The organism is Mesorhizobium humile (assembly GCF_033977215.1).
Lineage (GTDB): Bacteria > Pseudomonadota > Alphaproteobacteria > Rhizobiales > Rhizobiaceae > Mesorhizobium > Mesorhizobium humile.
Map to the genome: position 1 here is coordinate 17,806 of NZ_JAVIIV010000004.1, position 22,385 is coordinate 40,190.

Genomic DNA, 22,385 nt, shown 5'->3' on the forward strand with positions numbered 1-22,385 from the left:
GCTGGCGCTGACGGATTGCGCAGCCTTCGTTCTGCTTTCGCCCCCCGGTTCGGCCGGCGGGCTTGGTCCCTCAACGTCGTTGCGGCGCATAGACCGGCAAGGTGATGCAGGCGACATTGCCGCCGCCCAGCAGGATCTCGCGCGAGTTCTCGATGCCGACGATTTTGTGGTCGGGGAACAGCTCGGCCAGCTTCGCCTTCGCCTTCACGTCGAGATCGGAGCCGAACTCCGGCACGACCACGACACTGTTGCCCGGATAGTAGTTGATGTAGCTCGCAGCGATCCGGTTGCCGGCCGGGCGCGCCCAGGTCGAATCGAGCCGATCGACGCTTTCGCTTTCTTCCGGCGTCATCTCGATCGGCAAGGGATGCGGCAGGCGATGCACCTCGAGCGCGCGGCCACGCGCGTCGCGGGCCGAGCGCAGCACCTCCTCGGCCTCGCGCACGATCTCATATTGCGGGTCATCGCGATCGTCGGTCCAGCTCAGCACGACCACGCCCGGCCGCACGAAGCAGCAGACATCGTCGACATGGCCGTCCGTCTCGTCGAAGGCGAAGCCGCGCGGCAGCCAGATGATGGTGTCGACGCCGAGATAGTCGCCCAGTTGCCGTTCCACCTCGGCCTTGCCGAGATGGGCGTTGCGATTTCGATTGAGCAGGCACTGCTCCGTCGTGATGAGCGTGCCCTGGCCGTCGCACTGCAGGCCTCCGCCCTCGGCGATCAGCGGCGCGCGATAGCGATCCATCCGCTCGATTTCGAGCACTTTTCGCGCCGCCAGGTCGTCCAGGTCCCAGGGCGCGTAGAGCCCGCCGTCGAACCCGCCATAGGCGTTGAAGGTCCAGTCGACGCCGCGCACGGAGCCTTGATCGTTGACGACGAAATTCGGGCCGCTGTCGCGCAGCCAGGAATCGTTGGTGGACATCTCGACCACCCGCACATGGTCGGGCAACCGGGCCCTGGCGTTCTGCCACTGTCGGCCGGATGCCGCCACCGTCACCGGTTCGCTTTGCGCGATCGCCGCGGCGACATTGGCAAACAGCGTCTGCGCCGGCTTGGCGCCAAGGCGCCATGTGTCAGGCCGCTCGGGCCAGATCAGCCAGCAGCCCGATTTGGGCTCGAACTCGCCGGGCGCGCGAAATCCGTCCTGTTTCGGTTTCGTCGACAGGGTACGTGGCATTGCGGGATCACCGGAAATGAAAGACGACATTTGCCCGGATCAGACGTTTTCGCGGCATCGTCCGTCAATGTCCCATTTGGGATAGAGGCGCGCCGCCGGCGAAAGTCGTCCCGGCAGTTTTGCTTCCGGAAATTGCGCCGAAACAAAGAGATGGGCCGGTTGACCGTCCTCGAAGCCACGAAGCGCTCCGAGCCTGAACGGCGGCAGGGATAAATGCGATTGCCTTCCTGGCCGATCGAGGCAAATCTCGGCCAGGCGGCGGATGCCGAAGCAGGAAGCAGTGGACGAAAAGGACAGGCAATGGACGCGACCGCACTCAAGGCCATGCAGGCGCCGCTGAAGGAAGCCTATCGCGAGGACGCCGCGCGCGCACTGATCACGCTAAGGGCGAGAGGCTCGCTCGACGACCAGTCGATCGCCTGCAAGGTGGAAACGGGCAGGGCGCTTGCCGTGGCTGGCCTTCATCCGGCCACCGGCGGCTCGGGCCTCGAACTGTGCTCGGGCGACATGCTGCTGGAGGCGCTGGTCGCTTGCGCCGGCGTGACGTTGAAAGCGGTGGCGACGGCGTTGGAGTTCAAGCTCGGCAACGCCACGGTCGAGGCCGAGGGCGACCTCGATTTTCGCGGCACGCTCGGCGTCGCCCGCGACGCGCCGGTCGGCTTCCGCGAGATCAGGCTGAAATTCGACCTCGACACCGACGAGCCGCAGGAGCGCGTCGATTCGCTCATGAAGCTCACCGAGCGCTATTGCGTGGTGTTCCAGACAATCAACAACAAGCCGGCGTTGAGCGTGAGCGCGGGGCGTTGAAACTGCTGATCTCCCCCCTTGTGGGGGAGATGCCCGGCAGGGCAGGGGGTGTGAGGGCGCGCCGACGCCCCTCCGGTCGTCATCCTCGGGCTTGACCCGAGGATCCATGCCGTGACCTTCGACGTGAAGTGCCGCGGTGCAGAATTCTGTAACCGCTGCAACGCTTTAGCCTCACGGCATGGATCCTAGGGTCTGCGCCGCGTCGCTTCGCTCCTTGCTTCGCCCTAGGATGACGAAGCAGAAGTCGCGCCCTTCAACGAAAGAGGAGAGATCAGCCCCCCGCTACTGCGCCGACGGCGTCTCCGCGTCCCCTTCATCCGTGAACGGCGAGGCGCTCGGCACGCATTGCACGGCCCAGCCCTGCGGCGTCGGCTGCTTCTGATATTCGGTGACGGCGTTGGTGCATTGTTCGCGGGTGTCGAAGGTGCTGGGCAGCACCACCATGCCGCCTTGCGGCCCGGCGATCACCAGATACCAGACCAACGCTACGCTAGGAGTAGCAGCCATGGGAATTCCTCGCTTTGCTCGAATGTCGGAGTCGGACCGATCCTAGCAACTCCCTTGGGACGGCGAAAGCAGGGCGGCGGCACACGCTTTCGCCGCCCCGTTCACAGACCCGTGAATGGGTCGGTCTGGCTTCGGGCTCACTCGGCCGCGAAACAGTAGAACAGGCCGTCGCCGCCGGTGCCTTTGAGCGCCTCCTGACTGCAGCCGCCGCGCGAGGCATGCGAGGAATTCCACGACTTCGCCGCCGCCGAATCGTCGAGCCCGGTGCGGTCGTGATGGCCCATCATGGCGGCGCCCTCGACGCCGCTCATCGTCCAGTCGCCGCAGGTCTGGTCGGCGATCCTGGTGCCGTCGGGCTTGGAGCCGGTCAACATGTCGTGACGGTTCGGCGTGTCGCCGCGGCCGTTGATCACCTCGCCCTTTTCGGTCAGCGCCGTCTGCTTTGTGATGCTGTTGGCGTCGCTGTGCAGCGAGGCGATATCGTCGGCGATCTTGTCGCCCTTGGCGTTGAACCACGGACCCTTGCCGATGCGGTCGCGCGCGTCTTCCGTGCTGGAGGAAAGATAGGCGTGCCAGGTCTTGCCGGTCACGCCGGCCGCTTCCGCGAGCGAGGCGCAATGGGCATCGGCGCCTTTCAGTCCGCCGAGATCGGCGCCCTTGCCGGAACCGACACTGGTGACGAAGAAGCTCATGGTCTTGTCTTGCGAGAGGGCTACGCCGGCTGTGGCCGCAAGCGCCGCGGCAATGACCGTGGCGGCAAGCAGAGTGGGTCTACGCATGTCGGTCCTCCGGTTTTCGAATGTCCACATTCGAAGAACGTTGCCTGAGGCCTGTTTCATCCGCGTGGCGGTCAGGTTTGTCCGAACCTATTCGGGCGGGCGGTAGGCGACGAAGCGGTTGTGCTTGGCCTGGAAGATCAGACCCGTCTCTTTCAGCTCCGGGCTTGCCAGAGGCACGATGCGCCTGGCGATCTCGGACGGATGCGGCAGCGTCTCCGGATCCTCGCCGGGCATGGCCTGCGCGCGCATTGCCGTTCGGGTGGCGCCCGGATCGGCGGCGTTCACCCGCAGCGGCAGGGTCTCGGTCTCATGCGCCCAGGAGCGCATCATCGTTTCGACCGCGGCCTTGGAAGCGGCATAGGGCGCCCAGAAGGCGCGCGCCGAATGGGCCGCGTTGGACGACAGGATGATGGCGCGGCCGGCGTCTGAGAGCCTCAGCAGCGGATCGACCGAGCGGATCAGCCGCCAGGTCGAGGTGACGTTGATGGTCATCACCTTCTCGAATGTCTTGGCCTCGACATGGCCGATCGGCGAGATCACGCCGAGCACGCCGGCATTGGCAACCAGGATATCGAGTTTGCCCCAGCGCTCGTGGATGGCGCCGCCGAGACGGTCGATGCCGGCCATGTCGGTCAGGTCGAGCGGCACCAGCGTCGCCTGGCCCCGGCCGTCCGCCTTGATCTGGTCGTCGAGCTCTTCCAGTCCGCCCACGGTGCGGGCAACCGCGATCACATGCGCGCCGGCCGCGGCCAGTTCCTTGGCGATGAAATAGCCGATGCCGCGCGAGGCGCCGGTTACGACCGCCACGCGGCCGGAAAGGTCGAGGGTCATTCAGGAGTTTCCGTGCGCTGGAGCAATTCCAGGAAAAGTGTGTAACGGTTTTCCGTCCGGAATTGCGTCAAAAACAAACACTGCAATTCCAGGAAAAGTGTCCAGCGGTTTTCCGTCCGGAATTGCGTCAAAACAAATACTGCGATTACGCCCCGCCGCTCGCCAGCAGCGACAGCGTGCGCACATTGTCATGGCCTTCGAAGTCGAGCAGGCGGGTGGGGTACTGTCCCGTGAAGCATGCGTCGCAGAATTGCGGCTGGTCGTTGTCGCGGCGTGCCTCGCCGACGGCGCGGTAGAGCCCGTCGATAGACAGGAAGCCGAGTGAATCGACGCGGATGAACTCCGCCATCTCCTCGACCGACATGCGCGAGGCAAGCAGTTTCGACTTTTCCGGCGTGTCGACGCCGTAGAAGCAGGACGCGCTGGTTGGCGGCGAGGCGATGCGCATATGCACTTCCCTGGCGCCGGCCTCGCGCACCATCTGCACGATCTTCTGGCTGGTGGTGCCGCGCACGATCGAATCATCGACCAGCACCACGCGCTTGCCCTCGATCATGCGACGGTTGGCGTTGTGCTTCAGCTTCACGCCCATGTGGCGGATCGAATCGCCCGGCTGGATGAAGGTGCGCCCGACATAGTGGTTGCGGATAATGCCGAGCTCGAAGGGAATGCCGGCGGCCTGGCTGAATCCGATCGCGGCCGGCGTGCCGGAATCCGGCACCGGCACGACGATGTCGGCCTCGACCGGGCTTTCCTGCGCGAGTTCGGCACCGATGCGCTTCCTCACATCATAGACGTTGCGGCCTTCGACCGAAGAATCCGGCCGCGCGAAATAGACATATTCGAAGATGCAGAAGCGCGTCTTCTGCGGCTCGAACGGGAACAGGCTCTCGATACCCTTCGAGGTGACCACCACCATCTCGCCGGGCTTGACGTCGCGCACGAAGCGGGCGCCGATGATGTCGAGCGCGCAGGTTTCGGAAGCGAGGATCCAGGCGCCGTCGAGATCGCCAAGCACCAGCGGGCGGATGCCGAGCGGATCGCGGCAGCCGATCATCTTCTTGGCGGTCATCGCCACCAGCGAGAAGGCGCCCTCGACCTGCCGGATCGCATCGATGAAACGCGAATTCAGGTCGCGCTCCTTGCTGGTCGCGACCAGGTGCAGCAGCGTCTCGGTGTCGGAGGTCGAGGAGAAGATAGAGCCCTGCTTCTGCAGCGTGCGCTGCACGGTGAGCGCGTTGGTGAGGTTGCCGTTATGGGCGACCGCCAAGCCGCCATCGGCGAGTTCGGCGAAGAAGGGCTGGATGTTGCGCAGGCCGGCGCCGCCGGTGGTGGCATAGCGCGTGTGGCCGATGGCGCGGTTGCCTTGCAGGCTGTCGATGACGCGCTGTTTGGTGAAGGTGTCGCCGATCAGGCCGACATGGCGTTCGACATGGAACTGGGTGCCGTCATACGAAACGATGCCGGCCGCTTCCTGGCCGCGATGCTGCAGGGCGTGCAGCCCGAGTGTGACGATGGCTGCCGCGTCCTGCCGGCCAAAAATGCCGAACACGCCGCATTCGTCGTGGAAATGGTCATCGGCCTCGGCGGAAAGGACATTGCCTGCATCTGCCGTTGAGTCTGCCATCTGGTGCTCAAGCTCCGCTAAAGCTGCCATATAGGGCGATCTCTCGCGGAACGCAACGCGCACCATCAGGCATTCACAAACAGGGACAAGCCGCGTCGGCTTGCCCGTAATCAGTTTGCCGGCGCTGGAGCGGGAGCCGGGGCAGGCGCCGGAGCCGGCTCGTTGTCGGCCGGGGCGTCGCTCTCGCTGTCGTCGGGCGCCGGCGCGTTGTCGTCGCCTGCCGGCGGCTCGGCCGCGGGCTGGTCGGTGGTCGCGGGCGCGCCGGCCTGCGGCGTGCCCTTATGCGTGTATTTGTTGACCAGTTCCTCGGTGTTTTCCGGCAGCACGCTTTCGAGCTTGGCGCCGATCGTCTCCAGCAATGGCCGCGACTTGGCGTTGGCGACCCAGGCGGGCGCCTTGGCACCGGCCAGCCAGTTGAAGAACATGAGCGCCACCGCGACCACCAGGATGCCGCGCGCCGCGCCGTAGAGGAAGCCGAGCGTGCGGTCGAGCGCGCCGATGCGCGAATCGATGATCCAGTCGGCAAGCTTCATGGTGATGACGGAGACGACGATCAGCGCGATGAGGAAGACGACGCCCGCCGAAGCCGCCATCGCGATCTTGTCATTCTCGACATAGGGCTGAACATAGGGCAGGACCGGCTTGTAGAAGAAGAATGCCGCCGCCGCCGCTGCCGCCCAGGAAACCACCGAGAGCACTTCGCGGGAGAAGCCGCGCACCATGGCGAGCATCGCAGAGACCAGGGTGAAGCCAACGAGGATTCCGTCAAGCAGCGTAATCGGCATGGTTCTCGCCCCACTTCCTGTCTTACGGCCCGAGGAGCCGCGTCACTCCGCGTCATCGGCACGGCCGCGCCGTGAGCCGGCTATGCGCGCCACAAGGTCGGCAAGCTCGGTGGGCTGGAAAGCGCCGGCCCCGATCCCCCCGGCCCCATTACCACCGACAAGTTCCTCGCTGCCGAGTGGCAGCACCGCGCTTCCAAAGCCCAGCTTTTCGGCTTCCTTGAGGCGCTGCTGCGCGTGCGCGACCGGCCTCACGGCGCCCGATAGGCTGATTTCGCCGAAATAGACGCAATCGGCGGGAAGGGCAAGACCGGTGAGCGACGAAACCAGCGCGGCGGCGACCGCGAGATCGGCCGCCGGCTCCGAGATCCGGTAGCCGCCGGCGACATTGAGATAGACGTCGTGCTGGCCGAAACGGACGCCGCAATGCGCCTCGAGCACGGCGAGCACCATCGACAGCCGCGCGCCGTCCCAGCCGACGACGGCGCGGCGCGGCGTGCCGAGCGAGGAGGGCGCGACCAGCGCCTGGATCTCGACCAGCACCGGCCTTGTGCCTTCCATGCCCGCGAAAACCGCCGCTCCCGGCGACTTCGCGTGGCGTTCGCCGAGAAACAGCTCGGATGGATTGGACACCTCGCGCAGGCCCTTGTCCGACATTTCGAACACGCCGATCTCGTCGGTCGGGCCAAAGCGGTTCTTCACCGTGCGCAGGATGCGGAAGTGGTGGTTGCCTTCGCCTTCGAAGTAGAGCACGCCGTCGACCATGTGCTCGACGACGCGAGGGCCCGCGATCTGGCCTTCCTTGGTGACATGCCCGACGAGCACGATCGCGGCGCCTGTGGATTTCGCGTAGCGGATCATGGCTTGAGCGGCCGCGCGCACCTGGGTGACGGTGCCCGGCGCCGAATCGGCAAGGTCGGTCCACAGCGTCTGGATGGAATCGAGGATGACGAGGTCTGGCCGCTTGCCGTCGGCGATGGTGGCCAGGATGTCCTCGACATTGGTTTCGGCGGCGAGCTCGACCGGCGTCGAGGCGACGCCGAGGCGCTGTGCCCTGAGCCTGATCTGCGCCACCGCTTCCTCACCCGAGACATAGACGATGCGATGGCCCTTCGAGGCGAGCGCGGCGGCTGCCTGCGTCAGCAGCGTCGACTTGCCGATGCCGGGATCGCCGCCGACCAGCAGGGCCGAGCCGCGCACGAAGCCACCTCCGGTGGCGCGGTCGAGCTCGCCGATACCGGAAACGATGCGCGGCGCGTCCTCGATGTCGCCCGACAGGCTGGTCAGCACCACGGCGCGGCCCTTGCGCGCGTTGCGCGTGTTCGCCGGCCCCGAGCCGATGCCGCCGGACGTGCCTTCCTCGACCAGCGTGTTCCACTCGCCGCAGGCATCGCATTTGCCGGCCCAGCGCTGATGCACCGATCCGCAATTCTGGCAGATGAACTGAACGCGCGATTTGGCCACGCTGTTACCTTTTTGGCTCTGGGCGGACGCCGCGATCCTTCGCGCCCCCCTCTGTCCTGCCGGACATCTCCCCCTCTAGGGGGGAGATCGGCAGTTTCGCCGACGGCGCCCATCCTGCAACGTTGGTGATTGGCGAAAGCAGACGCGACATCTGATCTCCCCCCTCGAGGGGGAGATGTCCGGCAGGACAGAGAGGGGGGCGACGGAGTGAGACGTTGGCCAAAACGCTACTCAAACCTCTCCGGCAGATGATGCTCTTCAGCCAGATCGGAGAAGCGCGTGAACTCGCCGTGGAAGGCGAGGCTGACGGTGCCGGTCGGTCCGTGGCGCTGCTTGGCCACGATGCACTCGGCCTTGCCGCGCGCCTCGTTCATCTCGTTTTCCCACTTGACGTATTCTTCGGTGCCGAGCTTCGGCTCGCGGTTCTTGAGGTAATATTCCTCGCGATAGACGAACAGCACCACGTCGGCGTCCTGCTCGATGGAGCCTGATTCACGCAGGTCCGAGAGTTGCGGGCGCTTGTCGTCGCGGCTTTCGACCTGACGCGACAGCTGTGACAGCGCGATGATCGGCACGCCGAGTTCCTTCGCCAAAGCCTTCAAGCCCGTGGTGATCTCGGTGATTTCCTGCACGCGGTTCTGCGAGGCCTTGGCGCTCGATCCCTGCATCAGCTGGATATAGTCGATGACAATGAGGTCAAGGCCACGCTGGCGCTTCAGACGCCGCGCCCGAGCCGACAACTGCGCGATCGAGATGCCGCCGGTCTGGTCAATGAACAGCGGGATCTTCTGCATGGTCTGCGAGCAGGCGACGAGCTTTTCGAAATCCATTTCTGTGATTTCGCCGCGGCGGATCTTTGATGACGAGATCTCGGTCTGCTCGGAAATGATACGGGTGGCGAGCTGCTCCGACGACATTTCCAGCGAGAAGAAACCGACGACGCCCCCATTGGCGGCCTTGAAGCTGCCATCGGCCTGCTGCGCCGGGACATAGGCCTCGGCGATGTTGAAGGCGATGTTGGTGGCCAGGGACGTCTTGCCCATGCCGGGGCGCCCGGCGAGCACGATCAGATCGGAGGGCTGGAGGCCGCCCATGCGGCGGTCGAGATCGCGCAGGCCGGTCGAGATGCCGGACAGATGGCCGTCGCGCATATAAGCGGCATTGGCCATGTCGACGGCGGTCTTGACCGCATCGTTGAAGCTTTCGAAGCCGCCGTCATAGCGGCCGGTTTCGGCGAGCTCGAACAGCCGCCGCTCGGCGTCCTCGATCTGGTCGGAGGGCGACATGTCGACCGGCGCGTCATAGGCGATGTTGACCATGTCCTCGCCGACGGTGATCAGCGCACGGCGCGTGGCGAGATCGTAGATGGCGCGGCCATAGTCGGTTGCATTGACGACGGTGACGGCTTCGACGGCAAGGCGCACGACATATTGCGCCACAGTCATGTCGCCGACCTTCTCGTCGGCCGGCAGGAAGGTCTTGAGTGTGATCGGCGTTGCGATCTTGCCCATGCGGATGAGCTCGGCCGCAATCTCGAAGATGCGGCGGTGCAGCGGCTCGTAGAAATGCGCCGGCTTGAGGAAATCCGAGACACGGTAGAAGGCGTCGTTGTTGACGAGGATTGCGCCGAGCAACGCCTGCTCGGCTTCGATGTTGTTCGGTGCCTCGCGATAAAGCGGCGTTTCCGCCGCGCCGAATTTCAGTGCCGCCTCTGCCATGATATCCCCGATTTCGATCCCGCCTTATCGATATCAGAACGGGAAGATTCGGTGCTGACCTTTCTGCATCACTATGCGGCCAACCGACCGTGATTCACGTTGTTCACAGGAACGGCGAACCGTCCACAGGACAGTATTCCGGTGGCCCGATTCCGGTTGACTCGGCAAGGGACTATTCTTAGTTGCAGGATCGGAACGAAGCAAGAACAATTTGTTCGGTAAGATGGTATGGAAGGTGCTCCTACCGGGCGGCCGGCGGTTCCGTTCGCCTAGCCGTCGCTAACCTTTGCGATTGGCCTAAACGTTTGTTTCGTCGTCATTCTATGGCGGAGCAAGGAGCGAAGCGACGCGGCGCAGACCATAGAATCCATGCCGTTACCTATAAGCGATGCAGCGGCGCAGAAGAGACCTCCCTTCTGCACCGCCTTCATTCTTCGCGCCACGTCGCGGCATGGATCCTCGGGTCTGCGCGCCGCTGCGCGTCGCTCCGCCCGTGGATGACGAAGTTCGGGCGCTTCGGCCAATCTCCAAAGTTGCGGTTCCGCCAACGCATCGACGCCGCTACCTTCTGGGCGTGTACGGCTCAGCCCACCGTGTCGCCCCAGTCCGCCCGCCGCGCTGCCTTGAACACCTCGCCGTCGCGCTTGCTGAACAGGCGCTCGCCGGCGCTGCCGTCCGGTTGGCAGAGTTTCAGCACCACCTTGCCCGAGCCGCCTTTCGGCGGCGCGATCACCCGTGCCGGGCGGGCCGGCGCCGGCTGCCGGGAGACGGCCAGGTAGATGAACTTCTCGTCCTCCCACGGCACCTCGGCTTCCTTGACCAGGCGATGCAGGCGCGAACGGGCGACGCGGCGCGCGAAATGGCACCAGTCGGGCGGCGCGAGCGGGCAGGGCGCCGCATGCGGGCAGGGCGCCAGGACATGCGCGCCCGCCGCGATCAGTTGCTGGCGCGCGGCAAGGATGCGCTGCCAGCCGGCGGGCGTGCCAGGCTCGACGATGAGAAGCGTGTCGGCCGTAAGCCCCCAGAGGCGGGCGATGAGCTTCGGCAGCGAAGCCGGCGCGATCTCGTCCAGCACATAGGCGGCGCTGACGAGGTCGGCGGGCATGACGCCGTCGAGATCTATCGTCGCGTCGCCGGCGATCCATTCGGCGCGGGCCGCGATCGCGCCTTCCACGAGCGACTGGCCGACATTGCGCACGGCAGCGCTTGCCTCGACCAGCACCGCCCGTTCCAGTTCAGGCCAGACGTCACTCGTGGCCCAAAGCATGGTGCCAGGTCCGGCGCCGATATCGAGCAGGCTCACAGGCGCGAAATCGGGGCTGGCTGCGCTCAACGCCTCGAGGCTGGCGCGGACGGCGGCATAGGTGGCGGGCAGCCTTGTCGCCAGATAAGCCTTGACCGCCATCTCCTCGCCCATATGCAGGCGGCCGTCGCGCAGCTCGGCGCGGTAGCGTTCGGACAGCGTCCTTGCCGCCTGCCTCAGCGCCGGCAGCGGCACTTTTTCGAGCAGGCTGTCGACGCCTTGGCGGAGCGGGGCGGGGAGTTCCATTTCAGTTGGCCAGAAGATTGATTGATATCATCCGCCGAAAGTAAGCAAGCCAGCTATCCCTGCCCCCTTGAGAAGAAGAGTAGTTGCCCCGTAAGCTCGAAGTAGGAAGTCGGCGGTGTCGGAGACGTCCTTGATCAAAGCCGTCTTCTCGTAGAATTTCTTAATAAAAGCTCCAGTCTTTTTTAGAACTGCCTCAGCGTCTGGCGCTGTGGTCAAGTCAGGAAAACCTCGCTCGAGAGCGAGGTAGGCACCGATCACATCTCGAAGTGATTCAACTGTGTATCCCCATCCAAGCCACCCAACGCGCTCAAGCCTAAATCTCACCTGTCTAGTCCCGTCAATCAGAGCTTGTCGAATGAAATCTTGCTCCTTCAGCTGATGCTCCTGAAGCCATCCTTCAAGCTCATCCAGCATCGCTACGAGTTCGCTCAATTCCTCGCCATTCAATTTTGGAAACGAGATCTTCTGGCGAACTTGCGGGGATAGCATCTTAATCGGCTGGATATTCTCTCGCTTCAAGCGACTCAGGCCGGGTCCATCCTTGGTCCAGCGATTACTCAAAGAAGCCTTGCTGAACGCAAGCTTGGCCTGATTTACATGGGTTTTAGCCTCGTTACGGATATCTTCATCAAGTTCTATCTCGTCAATTAAAGCGATAAGGTAGTCTGCTCGCTCTATGATGCAAAATATAATTTGATAGAATTCCTTAGACCATGGCTCAACACCAAATTGTTCGGCCATATGGACGTCGCCAGATGATTTGTCCGAAGGGGTAGAAAGTCGTTCGCATATTTCGGCGAATTCTCGGGCAGGATCTGTAAGAGTTGGCATATGACCCATCTGCTAAGAAGCTTTTCAGGTGAAATGTATACGAATTTTTCTATCCTGGAAGGTGGTCAAGAAAGGGACCAGGCTAATGACTGCGCGGCGCAAGCAGGATGACCGAGGCGCCGACGATGCAGAGCGCCGCACCCGTCAGGTCCCAGCGGTCGGGGCGCACGCCTTCGACCAGCCACAGCCAGCCGAGCGAGGCGGCAATGTAGATGCCGCCATAGGCGGCATAGGCGCGGCCCGCAGCATCCGTGTCGACCAGCGACAGCAGGAAGGCAAACAGCGCCAGCGAGGCGAGACCTGGGAGAAGCCAGAGCGGCGATTTCTCCAGCCGCCACCACGCCCAGAACGAAAAGCAGCCGGCGATCTCGGCCAGCGCTGCTGCGATGTAGATGAGGTAGGTCATGAAAAAGGTCTCGCGAACGAGACCTTTTTCGTGGCGTCACGCCGTAATGGCAAGCGGCAATCGATGCCGCGTCTATTCAACCTTCTTGCGGCGGGTCGGCTTGGCGGGAGCTGGCGCGGCCGGCTCCTTGTGCCCGATGTCGCGCAGCTCCAGCGCCTTCTCGCATTTGGCCATGTAGTCGCGCGTCATCGGCAGCGTGTCGTTCTTCTTGGCGATCTGGAACTGGAAGATCACTAGGTCCTGCCAGCGGAAGGCGGCTTCCGAGGCGGCGAGATAGAACTCCCACATCCGGCAGAAGCGCTCGTCATAGATGGCTTTCGCCTTGTCGCGGTTGGCGGCGAAACGCTCTCCCCAATGCTTGAGCGTATCGGCATAATGCAGCCGCAGGATCTCGATGTCGGTGACGACAAGGCCCGACTTCTCGATCGCCGGCATCACTTCGGAAAGGGCCGGGATGTAGCCGCCCGGGAAAATGTATTTGCGTACGAAGGCGCTGGTCGCCCATGGCACGCCGGAACGGCCGATCGTGTGGAGCAGCATAACGCCGTCCGGCTTAAGCAGCGTCGCCGCCTTGTCGAAGAAGGTGCGGTAATGGTTGACGCCGACATGCTCGAACATGCCGACCGAAACGATGCGGTCGAAGCGCTCGTTGATGTGGCGATAGTCCTTGAGCTCGAAATGCACGCGGTCCTGCAGGCCTTGCGCATGCGCGCGGTCGGTGGCGACGCCATGCTGCTCGGTCGAAAGCGTCACGCCCTGCACGTCGACGTCGAAGGCCTTGGCGAGATAAAGGCCGAGCCCGCCCCAGCCGGAGCCGATGTCGAGCACCGTCTGGCCGGCCTTCAGCCTGAGCTTCGCGGCGATGTGGCGCTTCTTGGCCAGCTGCGCTTCGTCCAGCGTCATGTCGGGTTGCTCGAAATAGGCGCAGGAATACTGCATGTCCTCGTCGAGGAAGAGCTTGTAGAGCTCGCCCGACAGGTCGTAGTGGCGCTGCACATTGCGGCGCGAACGGGCGGCGGTGTTGATCTGCTGCAGCCGGCGGAAGGCATGTCGCAGATTCTCGATCGCCTTCGACCAGGACACGTCGATGCCGCTCGAGCCCATGTTCTGGAACGCGATGCGCATCAGCCCGAGAACGCCACCCTCGAGCACATCCAGCTCGCCGTCCATATAGGCTTCCGGCACCGCCAGCATCGGGTCGAAGCTGATGGCGCGCTCGGCATGCATGGTCTTGATGTGGATGTGCACCGGTTCGCCGCTGCCGTCGCCGAACTTGTGCGTCGTGCCCTTCGGCCCGGTCACCTTCAGGTCGCCGGCCCGCACCAGGCGCTCGAGAACGTGTTTCAACAGGATATTCATGACCAAATGTCCCCTCAGTCGGATCACCCGGTAATCGGACTGGAATGCCAGAACGAAAGTGCCACAGCGCGTCGCCCGCGTCCAATCGACGCGCCACGCTGTAATGTGCACAAGATATAGGGTGTCGAAAAGTTCCTTTTGGCACAAAAAAGCCCGGGTCGGAGACCCGGGCGTTGGTCCAGAAATCCTGGACGTCTGCTAAGCGAAGCGATGCTTCGGAGGATGTGCCGGTCAGGCCCAGCGGTCAGGCGTTCTCTTCGCCGCCTTCGAACTCAGCGTTCGGGTCGAAGAAATTCTCCGGCCGGGCATTGTCGTTGATGTCGTCGCCATAGATGGCCTCGGCGGTGGTCAGCGTCTCGCCCTTGGCCTGGCGCTCCGCCTCGTCGGCCGAACGGGCGACGTTGAGCGTTACGGTGACCTCGACTTCCGGATGCAGCGCGATCGCCACGTTGGAGAGGCCGATGGTCTTGATCGGCTGGTTGAGCTCGATCTGGTTGCGGTTGACGGTGAAGCCTTCGGCGATGAGCAGATCGGCGATGTCGCGGGTCGACACCGAGCCGTAGAGCTGGCCGGTCTCGCCGGCCGAGCGCACCACGATGAAGCTCTTGCCGTCGAGCTTCTCGGCGACCTGCGTGGCTTCCGACTTGCGCTCCAGGTTGCGGGCTTCGAGCTGGGCGCGCTGGCCCTCGAACTTCTTCTTGTTGGCTTCGTTGGCGCGCAGCGCCTTGCCCTGCGGCAGCAGGAAATTGCGGGCGAACCCGTCCTTGACCTTCACGGTCTCGCCCATCTGGCCGAGGCGGGAAATGCGCTCGAGGAGAATGACTTCCATGGTTTCGTTCCTTCGTCTGTGCGCTGACCTTTCGATCGGCGCTGAATGAATTGGAACAGGTCAGGAAGCTCGGTGCGGCGTCGCCGCTCTTGTCGCTGTCCTGCCTGTCTGGGCAGTTAGGGGCCACCGGCCCCAACTCGGGATTTAGCTTCAAACCTTCGCGGCGCCCGTCGCCGTGAGGTGGATGCGGGCGGCAAGCGCCCGCATCCAATGTCAGGTCTTAGCGAACCACGTAAGGCAGCAGGCCGAGGAAGCGGGCGCGCTTTATCGCCTTGGCGAGCTCGCGCTGCTTCTTCTGGCTGACGGCGGTGATGCGCGACGGCACGATCTTGCCGCGCTCGGAGATGTAGCGCTGCAAAAGACGCACGTCCTTGTAGTCGATCTTCGGAGCGTTGGCGCCGGAGAACGGGCAGGTCTTGCGGCGGCGATGGAACGGGCGCCGGGTCGGGATCTGATTGATGTCGACCATTATTCTGCACCCCCTTCAAAGCCTTCGCGCGGACGGCGCGGACCACGATCGCCACCGCCATCGCGGTCACCACCGAAGCTGCGCGGCGGACGGTCACCGCGGTCGCGGTCGCCGAAGGAGCGCGGGCCACGATCGCCACGGTCGCGGTCGCCGAAGCCGCCGCGCTCGGAGCGCTCTTCGCGCTTCTGCATCATCGCCGAAGCACCTTCCTCATGCGCCTCGACCTTGATGGTCAGGAAGCGAAGGACGTCTTCCGACAGGCCCATCTGACGCTCCATTTCATTGAGCGCGGCCGGCGGGCAGGTGATGTCCATCAGCGTGTAGTAAGCCTTCCGGTTCTTCTTGACCCGGTAGGTGAGGGACTTCAGTCCCCAGTTCTCGATCCGGCCGACCGATCCGCCATTCGCCGCGATGACGCCCTTGTACTGTTCGACAAGCGCGTCAACCTGCTGCTGCGACAGGTCCTGCCGGGCAAGAAACACATGTTCGTAAAGAGCCATTATGTCTTTCTGCCTTTCTTCGTTTCTCCGACCGGCCCTCGCGGCTAAGCCTCTGCAACTTGTCTGACCCGGTCGCAAGGAGCGGGGAAGAAAGGAGCATCACGAGACGGTCGAGAGCGGAGACACGGGAGGCAGGAAGCGCATCTCGCTTCGTGTCGCGACCTTCGAAAAGGCCACGGCCCTCCGTTCAGCCCCCAGCAAGGACCGGCAGATTGCGCGGGTCTATATAGCAATTTCGCGGGAAGGCAAGGCCGGGAGGACGCCCGCACGGCTCCAGAGTGTCGCAGCCGTGTCAAAAGCGCCAATGCCGGCCGGAGCCCGATTTTATCGATTTTCCAGTAATCGGGCTTTAACCACCCCATAAGGTTGTATCCGGTTGTAACCACCCGTTTATCATGAAAAGCGCATGAGAGGCACGCGAGCCGCAAGGCGGCAGGAAATCGAGCAATTCCAGGGGGTAGGGGATGCTTCTCAGGCAGTTTTGGCGCTCGAGGCGCGGCAATTTCTCGTTGATGCTGGCGGTGGGCGTGCCTGCCATGCTGGGCGCGGTGGCCTTTGCCACCGATGTCTCCACTCTGATGCGAGCAAAAAGCAACCTGCAGAACGCGCTGGACGCCGCGAACCTCGCCTCCTCGCATCTCGGCGATGCCGAGACGACGCGCGCCGGTGCTTTTGACAGCTATTTCCAGGCCAATGTGGCCAGCCACAGCGAACTCTCGAACGCCAAGGCCACGCTGACCGTCGACAGAGGCGTCAACTTCGTCAAGACCAAGGCCACCGCCTCGGCCGACGTCAATCTCAACTTCGCGTTCCTGTTCGGCGCCGAAAAGCACATCAGCGTCGACGCTTCGGCGGTCGAATCCAACAACCAGCTCGAAGTGGTGCTGGTGCTCGACAACACCGGTTCGATGGCCGGCGCGCGTATCACCGCGCTGCGAACCGCGTCCAAGTCGCTGCTCGATTATCTCGAGGCGGTCAAGTCGCCGACCCGGTCCGTGCGGGCCTCGCTGGTGCCCTTCGTCACCGCCGTCAACGTCAACGGCCCCGAATTCGATCCGTCCTGGATCGACATGGACGGCAAGTCGTCCAGCAACGGCGTCAACTTCCCGGTCATCGACGGCAAGCGCCCGAACCATATGGCGCTGTTCAAACAGCTCGGCCAGAAGGGCGGCTGGAACAACACGGGCTGGAAGGGTTGCGTCGAGGCGCGGCCCGGCGCCTTGAACATCGCCGACACGCCGCCGGACCCGTCGAAGCCCGATACGCTGTTCGTGCCGTATTTCGCGCCGGACGACCCAGACGTCGCCAGGAAGCCGTCGGCCTCTTACGGCAATTCTTCGACCGGCTACAACAATTCCTATCTCGACGACACGATAGACAACAGCAAGCTGAACCAGAACATACTGGGCATCGACCTTAGCGGTCTCGTGACCGGCCTCGTCAACGCGCTTCTCAGCGCGGATTTGAAGGTCATCGGAAAATATGTCGCCTCGACCACGAAGATAATCACCGAGGCCGGGAATACGATCACTATCGGCCCGAACCGCGCCTGCCCGACGCCGATCATTCCGCTGACCGACGACTTCGACAAGCTGCGCCTGGCGGCGAGCCAGATGAGCGAATGGAACGGCTCCGGCACCAACGTCTCGGAAGGTCTCGCCTGGGGCCAGCGGGTGCTGTCGCCGCAGCCGCCCTATACCGACGCCGCCCCCTATAAGACGGCGGGCGTCACCAAGGTGGTGATGCTTTTGACCGACGGCGAGAACGTCGTCTACGGCGCCTCCAACACGCCGCAGAAATCGGACTACACCTCCTATGGCTACCTCGCCAGCGGCCGTTTCGGTTCGAGCAACCAGACGACGGCGGCGCGCAACGTCGACGGCTGGACGAAGAATGTCTGCGCACAGCTGAAGAGCCAGGGCGTCCAGATCTATACCATGGTGCTGCAGGCCGATACGGCGGCCAACCGCTCGCTCTACAGCGCCTGCGCTTCCGACCCGAGCGACTATTACGCCGTCGAGGACCCGGCCAAGCTGCCCAACGTCTTCCAGAGCATCGCCAACAAGTTCTCCAGGCTGCAGCTCACCAACTGACGAGGGTTGGGGCCGCGGCATGGGAACGGTCGCGCCACGACCGTTTTCGTTCTCGTCATCTGTGCGACGATCGGCGCTCGACGGGCGTTCGCTTGCCAGCTCCGATTAATCAGCTCGTATGCGCGACGAGCTTGTCCACCGTCTCGGGGAAGAAGTCGGGCGCCGAGCGCCGCTTGCCGAACATCATGTCGTATTGGATGAGCCGGAAATCGTTGATCTTCGGATCGATCTGTTTCTGCCGCGCCCAGTCCGGCGTTGCTTCGCCCGCGGGCGTCAGGAGCAGGTTGCGGTCGACCACGCGGTAGTGTTCGCGCAGCGCGCCGAGGAAGCCGGTGTAATAGGGGTGGGTGATGCCCGCCGTGGTCAGGATATGATAGGGCAGGAAGGCTGGGCTTACCGCGCCCAGGTTCTGCACCGGACCGGAGCGGTTCGACCAGATGATCAGCGGCGTGTCGTGGTGCTCGAGCGCGGCGTCGGCGCTAGGCTCCTTGCGCGGCGCGACATTGTCCTTGAGGAAGCCGGTCTCGACATAGACGGGTCCGAGCGGCGGCAGATGGTCGCCGAAGAAGGCGATGACGGTCGGCCGCTGGCGGGCCTTCGCCCAGTCGATCAGCCGCTGTAGGCCGCGGTCGGCGTCGGCCGAGCCCTCGGCATAGGAAAGCAGCGATTCCCGCGCCCAGGAACTGATCGGCGCGTCGACCGAATGCGTCGGGTTATAGTAGCGATAGGGTTCGTAAGGACCGTGGTTCTGCAGGCTGACGGCGAACAGGAACACCGGATCGTCGCTGGCGTCGGCCTCGCGGATGATCTCGTCGGTCATCGCCGCGTCAGAGGCCAGCGGCCCGCGCTTTTCCATCGGCGGCAGCGTCTCTTCCGAGCGGAAGTCGTTGAAGCCGAAATCGGCATAGACGGCGCCGCGGTTCCAGAACCAGTTGGTGCCGGGGTGGATGGCGCGCGCCCGGTAGCCCTCGCTCTTCAGGAAGGTCGCCAGCGACGGCGTCGGGGTGCGCACATATTGCTGGTAGGGGATAGAGCCGGCCGGCAGGAAGGCGTTGGAAAAGCCGGTCAGCGCCTCGAATTCGATATTGGCGGTCATGCCGCCGAACTCGGGGGAGAACATCGAGCCGGAGCGCAGCGCCCTGACCGTCGGGATCGGATCGGGCTTGATGGTGACGCCGGGCAGCTGCGTCGGATCCCAGAAGGATTCGCTCATCACCACGATGATGTCGGGCTTCTGGTCCGGCACCGAGGCGGCGACCCCGGGACGCGTGATCGCGTCCAACACCTTGTCGGTATAGCCGGGCGGGGCCGAGACATGCGCCATCGGCACATTCATCGCGAAGGCGAGCGCGAAGCCGTTGGAGGCGTAATTTTCCTTCTGGTCCCACATGATCGGGATGATCTGCAGCCTGTCGCGCGTCCACGAGAAGGTGGCGTAGTCCATGATCGAGACGAAGAAGGCGAGCAGCGGTACGGCAAGCGCCAGCCGCGCTAGGCGGCCCTTGCGGCTGAGGATCGGCACCCGCCGGCGCCAGCTCCGCCAGCCATAGACGAGCAGCGTCAGGCCGCCGACGATGCCGACCGCCAGCATGACGGCCGTCCACGGCCGCTCGCGCACCAGAAGCGGCAGCAGCGCCACGATCTGGCGGGCAAACAGGAAATCCGTCGGATAGAGCGGATCGCCGAGATAATGCGATTTCTGGTGGCCGACAAAGGCCAGCGCCAGCGTCAGCGGCGCCACGATCATCAGGCTCTGGTGGCTGCGCCCGAGTATGGCGTCGAGCCCCACCAGCACCAGGGCGAAGACGATGATGGTGGTCCAGCCCGGCTTGAACGGCTGCAGGAAGAAATCGACCGTACCGAAGAAATCGCCGCGTACGATCAATTCGATCGCGAACACCAGCAGGGCGGAGGCGAGAAGCGTCGCCAGACCGTAGCGCACGGTCGGCCAGGCTCGTCCCGGCAGATAGCCGGTGGACGGATCGTCTTCCAAAAACTGTGGCGCGGGTTTGGCCGCGCCTCTCCTGATCCTTGCCACTCTACTTCCCCCGGCCCACGTAACCCGCCTTCCACACGCGTCACGGTTGTGTCATCGAAATGTCACGCAAAGCTAGCGCCTGTGGCGGAAATAAGAAGAGCCAGCAAACTAAACGTGAGCGGTTTTCATCAGGTGTGATCGTCAAAAAGCCTTTCGGAACAGGGAGTCAGCACGGTTTTCCGGCTGAAATGCTCGCCGAAGAGGTGCTCGCGGGCTTGACTTGGCCCGTCCGCCTTGCTCCAGAGGCAGGGAAAACCAGCCTCTGGAGTGACTTCAAATGGCCGTCGCATTCACCTTTCCGGGACAGGGCAGCCAGGCCGTCGGCATGGGTAAGGACCTGGCCGATCAATTCCCCGAAGCGCGCCGCGTCTTCGAGGAAGTGGACGCCGCGCTCGGCGAAAAACTGTCGAAACTCGTCTGGGAAGGACCGGAAGAGACCTTGACGCTGACCGCCAATGCCCAGCCGGCACTGATGGCGGTGTCGCTGGCGGCGATGCGGGCGCTCGAAGCGCGCGGCTTCTCGCTGAAAGACAAGGTGGCCTATGTGGCCGGTCATTCGCTGGGCGAATATTCGGCGCTTGCCGCGGCCGGTTTCGTTTCGGTCGGCGACGCGGCACGGCTGCTTCGGACCCGCGGCAACGCCATGCAGGCGGCGGTGCCGGCCGGCGAGGGCGCCATGGCCGCAATCATCGGGCTGGAGCAGGCCGATGTCGAAGCGGCATGCGCGCAAGCGGCCAAAGGCTCGGTTTGCCAGGTCGCCAACGACAATGGCGGCGGCCAGCTGGTGATTTCCGGCGCCAAGGCGGCGGTCGAACTGGCGGCGAAGCTGTGCACCGAAAAGGGCGCCAAGCGGGCGCTGATGCTGCAGGTTTCCGCTCCTTTCCACTCGGCGCTGATGGCGCCGGCCGCCGATATCATGCGGGACGCGCTGGCGGATGTCGCGAAATCCGCGCCGGTAGTGCCGGTCGTCTCGAACGTGACGGTGACGCCGACCAGCGACCCGGGCGAGATCGCCCGCCGCCTGGTCCAGCAGGTGACCGGCCGCGTGCGCTGGCGCGAGACGGTGGAATGGTTCGGCGCCAATGGCGTCGCGACGCTTTACGAGGTCGGTGCAGGCAAGGTGCTGTCCGGCCTGGCGCGCCGCATCAATCGCGACATCGCCACCGGCGCCATCGGCACGGCGGCGGAAGTCGAGGCGGCGCTGGCGGCGTTGGGATGACCATCAAAGCTTGAATTTTCAACCCCAATGCGATATATGAATACATGTATTCATCGGGGGTCCCTCATGCCGACATCCATCCGTCTGGCGCCTGAGATTGAAGAACGATTGGACTTTCTGGCCGCCAAGACCGGCCGCAGTAAAGCCTATTATCTACGTGAACTCATTGAACGTGGGCTCGAAGACCTGGAAGACTATTATCTCGCTGCCGAGGTGCTTGAGCGCATCAGGCGGGGTGAGGAGGATGTCGTAAAGAGCGAGGATTTCTGGCGTGGCCTGGACGCTTGAGTATGCTCGTTCGGCTCGCAAGTTTGTCGAAACACTAGATCCGCATACACGAAACCGTATCCGCGAATTCATCGAAAATCGACTTGCCTATCTCGACAATCCGCGTGAGCTAGGCAAACCACTTAAAGGCCCGTTGGCGACATTCTGGAGGTACCGAGTTGGGGACTACCGGATTGTCTGCGATGTGCAAGACACGCGGCTGGTGATTCTTGTCGTGACGATCGGCCATCGCGGCGACGTCTACAGATAGCCCGGCAGCTGACCTGTCCGATTTGAAAGGAAGTAAAATGTTCGAACTGACCGGCCGCAAGGCGCTCGTCACCGGCGCATCGGGAGGCATCGGCGAGGCGATCGCCAGGGTGCTGCACAGCCAGGGCGCGATCGTCGGCCTGCACGGTACTCGTGTGGAGAAGCTGGAGGCCTTGGCGGGCGAGTTGGGCGACCGCGTAAAACTGTTTCCAGCGGATCTGACGAACCGCGACGCAGTCAAGGCGCTCGGCCAGAAGGCTGAAGCCGACCTCGAGGGCGTCGACATCCTGGTCAACAATGCCGGCATCACCAAAGACGGACTGTTCGTGCGCATGTCGGACGCCGACTGGGATTCCGTGATCGAGGTGAACCTCACCGCCGTGTTCCGGCTCACCCGCGAGCTGACCCATCCGATGATGCGCCGGCGTCATGGCCGCATCATCAACATCACCTCGGTGGTCGGCGTCACTGGCAATCCCGGCCAGACCAATTACTGCGCCTCAAAGGCCGGCATGATCGGCTTCTCCAAGTCGCTGGCGCAGGAGATCGCCACCCGCAACATTACCGTCAACTGCGTCGCCCCGGGCTTCATCGAATCGGCCATGACCGACAAGCTCAACGACAAGCAGAAAGAGACGATCATGGCGGCGATCCCGACAAGGCGCATGGGCACCAGCGCCGAGGTGGCGTCCGCTGTTGCTTATCTCGCCTCGAACGAGGCGGCCTATGTCACCGGCCAGACCATTCACGTCAACGGCGGCATGGCGATGATCTGACGGGGCGATGGGCTGACCGACCGAGGTCGGCCGCGCCTGTGAAAACAGCCATTTCGGCTTGGACGGCCGCTATTTTTCGTGTAATGC

Annotated in this window: 22 protein-coding genes; 6 read left to right on the top strand and 16 right to left on the bottom strand. The window is 63.8% G+C overall.

Annotated features, from left to right (window positions below; all coding sequences use genetic code 11):
* Positions 1-70: 70 nt before the first annotated feature.
* A complete protein-coding gene (aguA, locus tag RFM52_RS07670) occupies positions 71-1,177 on the bottom strand; it encodes an agmatine deiminase (RefSeq protein WP_320296370.1) in 1,107 nt (368 codons plus the stop codon).
* Between the two features lie 300 nt (positions 1,178-1,477).
* Between aguA and RFM52_RS07675 the strand changes: the two genes are divergently transcribed.
* A complete protein-coding gene (locus tag RFM52_RS07675; protein WP_320296369.1) occupies positions 1,478-1,984 on the top strand; it encodes an OsmC family protein in 507 nt (168 codons plus the stop codon).
* 282 nt (positions 1,985-2,266) lie between these two features.
* Here RFM52_RS07675 and RFM52_RS07680 read toward each other — a convergent pair whose 3' ends face one another.
* The 14 genes from RFM52_RS07680 to rpsF all read right to left on the bottom strand — a co-directional run bounded on the left by RFM52_RS07680 (position 2,267) and on the right by rpsF (position 15,635).
* A complete protein-coding gene (locus RFM52_RS07680) occupies positions 2,267-2,491 on the bottom strand; it encodes a hypothetical protein (RefSeq protein WP_027165524.1) in 225 nt (74 codons plus the stop codon).
* A gap of 137 nt (positions 2,492-2,628) precedes the next feature.
* Entirely contained in the window at positions 2,629-3,270 is a 642-nt protein-coding gene (locus RFM52_RS07685) for a hypothetical protein (RefSeq protein ID WP_320296368.1), read from the bottom strand.
* Positions 3,271-3,357: 87 nt separating this feature from the next.
* On the bottom strand, positions 3,358-4,101 hold the full coding sequence (locus RFM52_RS07690) for an SDR family NAD(P)-dependent oxidoreductase (RefSeq protein ID WP_320296367.1): 744 nt from the start codon (positions 4,099-4,101) through the stop codon (positions 3,358-3,360).
* 145 nt (positions 4,102-4,246) lie between these two features.
* On the bottom strand, positions 4,247-5,728 hold the full coding sequence (purF, locus tag RFM52_RS07695; RefSeq protein ID WP_320296366.1) for an amidophosphoribosyltransferase: 1,482 nt from the start codon (positions 5,726-5,728) through the stop codon (positions 4,247-4,249).
* Between the two features lie 110 nt (positions 5,729-5,838).
* Complete coding sequence (locus tag RFM52_RS07700; RefSeq protein WP_320296365.1) at positions 5,839-6,513, bottom strand: CvpA family protein; 675 nt, start codon at positions 6,511-6,513, stop codon at positions 5,839-5,841.
* A gap of 42 nt (positions 6,514-6,555) precedes the next feature.
* Complete coding sequence (gene radA / locus RFM52_RS07705) at positions 6,556-7,974, bottom strand: DNA repair protein RadA (protein WP_320296364.1); 1,419 nt, start codon at positions 7,972-7,974, stop codon at positions 6,556-6,558.
* Positions 7,975-8,201: 227 nt separating this feature from the next.
* Positions 8,202-9,692: a replicative DNA helicase gene (locus RFM52_RS07710; protein ID WP_320296363.1), complete on the bottom strand. Its 1,491-nt coding sequence runs from the start codon at positions 9,690-9,692 to the stop codon at positions 8,202-8,204.
* A gap of 583 nt (positions 9,693-10,275) precedes the next feature.
* Positions 10,276-11,241, bottom strand: a complete 966-nt coding sequence (locus RFM52_RS07715; protein WP_320296362.1) for a small ribosomal subunit Rsm22 family protein — start codon at positions 11,239-11,241, stop codon at positions 10,276-10,278.
* Between the two features lie 27 nt (positions 11,242-11,268).
* The gene (locus tag RFM52_RS07720) at positions 11,269-11,982 is read right to left on the bottom strand and encodes a hypothetical protein (RefSeq protein ID WP_320296361.1); all 714 of its coding nucleotides are present in this window, start codon (positions 11,980-11,982) and stop codon (positions 11,269-11,271) included.
* A gap of 172 nt (positions 11,983-12,154) precedes the next feature.
* Complete coding sequence (locus RFM52_RS07725; RefSeq protein ID WP_320296360.1) at positions 12,155-12,478, bottom strand: YnfA family protein; 324 nt, start codon at positions 12,476-12,478, stop codon at positions 12,155-12,157.
* A 72-nt stretch (positions 12,479-12,550) separates the two neighbouring features.
* A complete protein-coding gene (locus RFM52_RS07730; RefSeq protein WP_320296359.1) occupies positions 12,551-13,837 on the bottom strand; it encodes a cyclopropane fatty acid synthase in 1,287 nt (428 codons plus the stop codon).
* Positions 13,838-14,081: 244 nt separating this feature from the next.
* Entirely contained in the window at positions 14,082-14,666 is a 585-nt protein-coding gene (gene rplI, locus RFM52_RS07735) for a 50S ribosomal protein L9 (protein ID WP_217576822.1), read from the bottom strand.
* Between the two features lie 220 nt (positions 14,667-14,886).
* On the bottom strand, positions 14,887-15,135 hold the full coding sequence (gene rpsR, locus RFM52_RS07740) for a 30S ribosomal protein S18 (protein WP_006203718.1): 249 nt from the start codon (positions 15,133-15,135) through the stop codon (positions 14,887-14,889).
* Positions 15,135-15,635, bottom strand: a complete 501-nt coding sequence (gene rpsF / locus RFM52_RS07745) for a 30S ribosomal protein S6 (RefSeq protein ID WP_320296358.1) — start codon at positions 15,633-15,635, stop codon at positions 15,135-15,137. Before rpsF ends, rpsR begins: the two co-directional genes overlap by 1 nt.
* A gap of 464 nt (positions 15,636-16,099) precedes the next feature.
* Between rpsF and RFM52_RS07750 the strand changes: the two genes are divergently transcribed.
* Positions 16,100-17,728, top strand: a complete 1,629-nt coding sequence (locus RFM52_RS07750) for a pilus assembly protein (RefSeq protein ID WP_320296357.1) — start codon at positions 16,100-16,102, stop codon at positions 17,726-17,728.
* Between the two features lie 109 nt (positions 17,729-17,837).
* Here RFM52_RS07750 and RFM52_RS07755 read toward each other — a convergent pair whose 3' ends face one another.
* A complete protein-coding gene (locus RFM52_RS07755; RefSeq protein WP_320296356.1) occupies positions 17,838-19,766 on the bottom strand; it encodes an LTA synthase family protein in 1,929 nt (642 codons plus the stop codon).
* A 277-nt stretch (positions 19,767-20,043) separates the two neighbouring features.
* Between RFM52_RS07755 and fabD the strand changes: the two genes are divergently transcribed.
* The 4 genes from fabD (at position 20,044) to fabG (ending at position 22,298) form a co-directional block, all read left to right on the top strand.
* Positions 20,044-20,985 (top strand): ACP S-malonyltransferase, encoded by a 942-nt coding sequence (gene fabD / locus RFM52_RS07760; protein ID WP_320296355.1) that lies wholly within the window; start codon positions 20,044-20,046, stop codon positions 20,983-20,985.
* 66 nt (positions 20,986-21,051) lie between these two features.
* Positions 21,052-21,273 (top strand): type II toxin-antitoxin system RelB family antitoxin, encoded by a 222-nt coding sequence (gene relB, locus RFM52_RS07765; RefSeq protein ID WP_320296354.1) that lies wholly within the window; start codon positions 21,052-21,054, stop codon positions 21,271-21,273.
* Positions 21,257-21,523, top strand: coding sequence for a type II toxin-antitoxin system RelE family toxin (locus RFM52_RS07770; RefSeq protein WP_320296353.1), 267 nt, complete (start codon positions 21,257-21,259; stop codon positions 21,521-21,523). Before relB ends, RFM52_RS07770 begins: the two co-directional genes overlap by 17 nt.
* Before the next feature lie 37 nt (positions 21,524-21,560).
* On the top strand, positions 21,561-22,298 hold the full coding sequence (gene fabG / locus RFM52_RS07775) for a 3-oxoacyl-[acyl-carrier-protein] reductase (protein WP_112101164.1): 738 nt from the start codon (positions 21,561-21,563) through the stop codon (positions 22,296-22,298).
* Positions 22,299-22,385: the final 87 nt, after the last annotated feature.